This window comes from Kitasatospora sp. NPDC007106 (assembly GCF_040634455.1).
Classification (GTDB): domain Bacteria; phylum Actinomycetota; class Actinomycetes; order Streptomycetales; family Streptomycetaceae; genus Kitasatospora; species Kitasatospora arboriphila.
Genome location: NZ_JBEYFP010000530.1, coordinates 1 through 4,202 on the forward strand (window position 1 = coordinate 1; position 4,202 = coordinate 4,202).

Annotated in this window: 5 protein-coding genes; 2 read left to right on the forward strand and 3 right to left on the reverse strand. The window is 75.1% G+C overall.

The window, feature by feature from the left end; genetic code table 11:
• The 3 genes from ABZ641_RS27740 to ABZ641_RS27750 form a co-directional block, all read right to left on the reverse strand.
• A partial coding sequence (locus ABZ641_RS27740) for an FAD:protein FMN transferase (protein WP_359985962.1) occupies nt 1-595 on the reverse strand: 595 nt, incomplete at its 3' end.
• 7 nt (nt 596-602) lie between these two features.
• Entirely contained in the window at nt 603-1,076 is a 474-nt protein-coding gene (locus ABZ641_RS27745; protein WP_344625711.1) for an FMN-binding protein, read from the reverse strand.
• Between the two features lie 24 nt (nt 1,077-1,100).
• Nucleotides 1,101-2,456: a ferredoxin reductase family protein gene (locus ABZ641_RS27750; protein ID WP_359985965.1), complete on the reverse strand. Its 1,356-nt coding sequence runs from the start codon at nt 2,454-2,456 to the stop codon at nt 1,101-1,103.
• Between the two features lie 226 nt (nt 2,457-2,682).
• On the opposite strand from ABZ641_RS27750, the gene ABZ641_RS27755 reads away from it, so the two are divergent.
• Complete coding sequence (locus ABZ641_RS27755) at nt 2,683-3,399, forward strand: response regulator transcription factor (RefSeq protein ID WP_344625713.1); 717 nt, start codon at nt 2,683-2,685, stop codon at nt 3,397-3,399.
• Nucleotides 3,396-4,166 (forward strand): HAMP domain-containing protein, encoded by a 771-nt coding sequence (locus tag ABZ641_RS27760; protein ID WP_359985968.1) that lies wholly within the window; start codon nt 3,396-3,398, stop codon nt 4,164-4,166. The genes ABZ641_RS27755 and ABZ641_RS27760 overlap by 4 nt, the downstream gene beginning before the upstream one ends.
• The last annotated feature ends 36 nt before the right edge of the window (nt 4,167-4,202 follow it).

Here is a 4,202-nt window from a genome sequence, read left to right on the forward strand (position 1 = left end):
ATACGGCCCGGACAGACTCTCCCGACCGGCGCGCCCACCACCACCCGCAGGCGCGTTGCACGGGAAGGTTCCGCATGCTGCTCGCTGACTCCACGAACGGCAGGCGGTGGCGACCTCCGGCACCGCCGAACGCGGCGCCCAGGACGGCTGCGAGCCGGCCCGGCCGCAGCGGATGGGCGATCCCGACCCGCCAGGGCCCGCCCGCGGTCTGCACGTCGCCGCCGCCGCTGACGCAGTGCTCCCGGGAGCCGGAGGCGTGCAGCATCCGGGCGGCCTCCTCGACCGCCCAGCCCTTCACCCAGCCGCTCGGGTCGAGCCGGCCGCCGGGCCGCTCGGTGAACCAGCCGTCGGTCTCCGCCGCCACCTCCCGGCAGGCCGCGAGCACGGCCGGCACCTCCGGGTCGCAGGCGTCGAGGGAGAGTTCGCCGCGGTCCAGACGGCTGATGTCGGAGTCGGCGCGGTACGGGGAGAAGACCGCGTCGATCCGGTGCAGCCGTTCGGCGATCCGGTCGAGCACCCCGGGGGTGCCCGGGCCGGGGTCGCGCACGGTGAAGGAGAAGACGGTGCCCATCACGGGCTCGGCACGGCGCAGCACGGCCCGCTCACCGCCCGGCCTTGTCGAGGGCGCTCTGCAGCGAGCGGGTGTAGCCGTCGCTGGTGAAGGTCGCACCGCTGACCACGTCGATCCGGGCGCTCTGGGCGGCTATCGCCTCCTGGTTCAGCAGCGGCAGCGCGTAGCTGTTGATCTCCTGGTCGCGGTGGTCGTTCGAGGGGTACTGGACGACGTCGACGTTGGTGATCCGGCTTCCGTCGAGGGTGACCTTCACCTGGACGGGGCCGTAGCGGGTGTTCGCGGCGTCCCCGGTGACCGTTCTCGTCGAGGACGACGAGGAGCCGGACGAGCTGCCCGACGACCCCGAGGAGCCGGACGAGCTGCCGGACGAGGTGTCGGTGGCGCTGCCGGCGCCGCCCGAGCTGATCACCGGGGCGACACCGGCCCCGTCGTGCGGCTTCAACGAGAGCAGCAGCACGATTCCGGCCGCGGTGGCGGCACTGCTGACGACGGCTCGGCGCATGGGGTCCTCCTGGGGGACGGGGGATCAGAGGGCGAAGGACTCGCGGTGGATGCGGTTCGGCCGCACGCCGGCGGCCCGCAGCGAGCGGACGGCCTCCTCGGCCATCCCCTCCGGGCCGCACAGGTAGACCTCGTGCTCGGCGAGGTCGGGGACGATCCGGCGCAGCGCCGTGCCGAGGTCGCCGACCTGGCTGCGCGACCCGACCAGGGCGTGCACCTGCCCGCCGCGCCACCGGGCGACCGCCTCCAGCTCCTCCCGGAACATCAGGTCCTCGGGCCGCCGGGCCCGCTGCACCAGGGTCACCCGGCCGGGCAGGGTCTCGAACAGCGCCCGCAGCGGGGTGATCCCGACCCCCGCGCCGAGCAGCAGCACCCGCTGCTCCCGCTGCAGCCGGCCGGTGAACGCCCCGTACGGGCCCTCGGCGCGCACCCGGGTGCCGGGGCGCAGGGCGGCCACCGCGGCGCTGTGCCCGCCCAGGTCCTTGACGGTGAACCGGAGGAAGTTCGGGTGCGGCGGCGCCGACAGCGAGTACGGGTTGGCGGCCCAGCGCAGTCCGGGCGCCTGGAACTGCAGCCGGAAGAACTGCCCGGGTTCGGCCCGCAGCTCGTCCAGCCGCCGGCCGGTCAGGAAGAGCGACACCACCCCGGGGGCCTCCGGGCGGACCTCGGCGACCTGCAGCCGGTGCCGGCGGTCGAGCAGCCACGGCCGCGCCAGCCGGTACCAGCCGACCAGGACGGCGGTGCCCAGGTAGAGCGCGTACCAGAGGGCCTTGGCCTTGGGGTCGCCGAAGTCGGCGCCGGTCGCGAGCTGGTGGCCGAAGGTGAGTGCGACGGCCACGTAGGTGGCCAGGTGCAGGTAGTACCAGGTCTCGTAGGAGAGCCGGCGGCGGGCCGCCCGGGCGGAGACCGCGCCGGTGCCCAGCAGCAGGAGCGTGCCCAGCGTCGCCTTGATCATCTCGGGGTAGTGGAAGACGATGTCGACGCCCTCGGCGACCACCCCCCGGTCGTCGGTCAGTGCGTACCCCCAGGTGATCGTCAGCACGTGGACGGTCACCATGGCGACCATCCAGCGGCCGCCGAAGGCGTGCCAGCGGGCCAGCCGGTCGGCGCCGACCTCCCGCTCCAGCGGGGGCAGCCGGGCCATCAGCAGGATCAGCACGGGTGCGGCGTAGCCGGCGAGCAGTCCGGTGAGCCGGCCCGCGTTGGTGAGCCAGCCGGCCGCGCCGGCGACCGAGGCGGTGTCCTTCCACCAGAGCGCGGTGACGCCGAGCGCTCCCGCCGCGATCAGCGCGAGCACGACGGCCGGAGCGGCGGCGACCGGACGGCGCGGGACCGCCCGGTGCGTCCGGGCCGCGGACCGCGGTGGGGCTGCGACAGCCATCGGGAACCTCCTTCGAACCCGGCGGCGAGTGCCGCCGAGGTGGCCCACGATGGCACCGCAAGCTCTCAGTTGCCTCTGAGTGCGCGGCCTCCCGGCGGCCCTCACGAAGCACGTCCGCGCAGGTCAGGGCAGGTTCGACGGGTGGGGGAGGGCTTCGGGGATCTCAGCGCTTTCTCATCGCGGCGGGCCAGAATGAGAGCTCGTGACAACGCACCGAGGGAGCACCATGGACGACTCCGCCGACCGGCAGGCCTGGCGGGTCCTCGTCGTCGACGACGAACCGGACCTGGTGGAGGTGGTCTGCGGGGCGCTCCGCTACGAGGGCTGGGAGGCCGTCGGCGAGACCACCGGCGAGGCCGCCGTCCGCACCGCCGCCGCCTGGCGGCCGCACGCGGTGGTGCTCGACATGATGCTCCCCGACCTCGACGGCATGGAGGTGCTGCGCCGTATCCACGCCGCGCGGCCCGAGGTGCGGGTGCTCTTCCTCACCGCCAGGGACGCCGTCGAGGACCGGATCGCCGGGATCGCGGCGGGCGGCGACGACTACGTTACCAAGCCGTTCAGCCTGGCCGAGGTGGTCGTCCGACTGCGCGGGCTGCTGCGCCGCACGGCCCCGCCCGCGCCCGCCGGGCAGCCGCCCGCGCACGCCCTGGTCCTCGGCGACCTCGTCCTCGACGAGCGGGCCCGCGAGGTCACCCGCGGCGGTGAGCCGGTCGACCTCAGCCCCACCGAGTACGCGCTCCTCGCCCACCTCATGCACCACCCCCGGCAGGTACTGAGCAAGGCGCAGCTCCTGGACGCCGTCTGGTCGTACGACTTCGGCGGGCAGGCGCACGTCGTGGAGCTGTACATCAGCTACCTGCGCAAGAAGATCGACGCGGGCCGGACGCCGATGATCCACACCGTGCGCGGCGCCGGCTACCTGATCAAGGCGTCCCCGTGACGGCCGCCCGGCCGCGGACCGCGCGGCTGCGGGCGCGGGCGGGGCGGCTCGTGCCGCGCACCCTGCGAGCCCGGCTGATCGCCGGACTGCTGGTGCTGCTGGTCGTCACCTGCGCCGCGGTCGGCTTCGCCACCACCGCGGCGCTGCGGCACTTCCTGGTCGACCGGCTGGACCAGCAGCTCGCCGACACCGGCGGCCGCTACGCCGCCAGCCTGGAGCACGCCGACCGCGGCGGTGCCACCGACACCCGGGCGCAGACCCCCGGCACCTTCGGCGCCCGGCTGCTGGACGGCCGCGCCACCGCGGCCGGTGTGGTCGACGGGGACGCCGACGACGCCGACCGCCCCAACGCCGACGACACGGTCGACCTCTCCGCGGCCGATCAGCGGGCCCTGGCCGCGCTGCCGGTCGGCGGCCCGGCGCGCACCGTCCGGCTGCCGGCCCTGGAGGGCCCGTACCGGATGCAGGCGGTCGCCGGCCGGGACGGCGACGTGCTGGTCAGCGGTCTGCCGCTGCATCAGGTCGAGGACACCGTGGACCGTCTGACGACCCTGGAGCTGACGGTCTTCGCGGTCGCCGTCACCGCGGCGGGGGTGGCCGGGGCGCTCTGGGTCCGCTGGTCGCTGCGGCCGCTGGAGCGGGTGGCCGGGACGGCCGAGCGGGTCAGCACGCTGCCGCTGGCGAGCGGCGCCGTCGACCTCTCCGTGCGGGTGCCCGACGACGACCCGGCGACCGAGGTCGGCCGGGTCGGCGCCGCGCAGATCTGAACAGCACACCTCTCAACACCAGTCACCACAACACAA

What these genes read in the sequence shown, in the direction of transcription:
- ABZ641_RS27750 (WP_359985965.1), bottom strand. Translation starts at nt 2,456, where the DNA reads ATGGCTGTCGCAGCCCCACCGCGGTCCGCGGCCCGGACGCACCGGGCG.
- ABZ641_RS27755 (WP_344625713.1), top strand. Translation starts at nt 2,683, where the DNA reads ATGGACGACTCCGCCGACCGGCAGGCCTGGCGGGTCCTCGTCGTCGAC.
- ABZ641_RS27745 (WP_344625711.1), bottom strand. Translation starts at nt 1,076, where the DNA reads ATGCGCCGAGCCGTCGTCAGCAGTGCCGCCACCGCGGCCGGAATCGTG.